Source organism: Microcoleus sp. MOSTC5 (genome assembly GCF_036701825.1).
GTDB lineage: Bacteria > Cyanobacteriota > Cyanobacteriia > Cyanobacteriales > Microcoleaceae > Microcoleus > Microcoleus asticus.
This window is the reverse complement of record NZ_JAUBRK010000185.1, coordinates 1-1,271: the sequence shown is the minus strand read 5'-3', so window position 1 is coordinate 1,271 and position 1,271 is coordinate 1. Positions and strand designations below refer to the sequence as shown.

Genomic DNA, 1,271 nt, shown 5'->3' with positions numbered 1-1,271 from the left:
GCTTATTGAATTCCAGACGTTTATAAGAAGCCATAGAAAACACAAAAGACTTGGCAGATGAATGACAACTAGAAAGTTCATGTTTGGCTAGATTTAAGGCAATAAGACTGGCATTAAAATGAAAATCAAGCCGTGGTAAATGACGAGCTTGACAATCAGACAATCCCGTAAATTGCTTGGCATCACGAAAAATAAATTCAATCTGGAAACGAGCCTGATAATATTCAACAATTTGCTCAGGCGGTAAGTGAATATCAGTGCTAAATAATAAAGCATTTTTCATTTTTCCGTTGGCTTGAACCTCAGAGATACAAGCCAACCTAATTTGGCAATTTAAACAAGAACTCCACACAACCAATGTATATAATGAAACTCCCGGTTTTAGGTCTTTAACAAAATTAAGACGGCTCAAATCATGGCAGTCAACCTTACCATCATATTTACGTGGAGCTCCCAGTTTCTTTTGTTCACCTGTATAGAGATAGCGTAGGTTAGCATCACTTCTTAACTTGCCAATAAACTCTAAATTTAAGTCCCGCACAGCATCCCAGAATTTAGAGCGATAGTAATAGCCATCAGCCACCAAATAACGTACAGAAGTTGGGAAGTAACAACGAGTATTCTTGAGATGTTTTGCATAGTCATCAACTCTTGTGATGTCAGGCGTTGAGCTTTGAGACTCCGGTTTTTTGCGAGATTTTTTTGACCAGCTATTCTTCGGTTTTTGTGGCAGTTTTTTTCCGGGCTTTATTTGAGGACGTGATGGAGTTTGTTGCACGCTTAAGCTATAAGATAAACGAGACTCAATTTCGACAATAGAAATCACAGAAATTTCCAATCCCTGTTCCGATTTACCAGCTACACCATTATAAAAATAAGCTTTACCGTCTGTTTTTTTGCCACTTTTTCTTAAAAAAGAACAATCAATGATAGCAATAACTGTGTGTTCAGGATTTAAAGCTTCTTTCACAAAATATTGATTAAATTGTGGAAAGTTAAAGCTTTTGAGAAAGTGACGACGGTAGGTTTTTTCACTCAAACAACTATAACGACTGAGATTTGTAAAGTTGACCTTGCCATAAGCCAGCAAGATAGTTGAGAATAAAGTGATTAAAAACTTCTTTTGGGGTTGACTAATCCCTGGCATTTGTTGTAAAATGGATTCAATGATTTTCATAAGGCAATCTGTTGAGCTTGTGTGTTTCTATAGCTTAACCGAAAAGAGTGCCTTTTTTTCTGTTGATTTTGGGGTCAGATTGCACTCACTTTTT

General features: G+C 36.7%; 1 protein-coding gene. It reads right to left on the bottom strand.

The features are described from left to right. Nucleotides 1-1,177 (bottom strand): transposase (locus QUA54_RS34275; RefSeq protein WP_333419492.1); only part of this gene is annotated, 1,177 nt, incomplete at its 3' end. Nucleotides 1,178-1,271 lie beyond the last annotated feature (94 nt).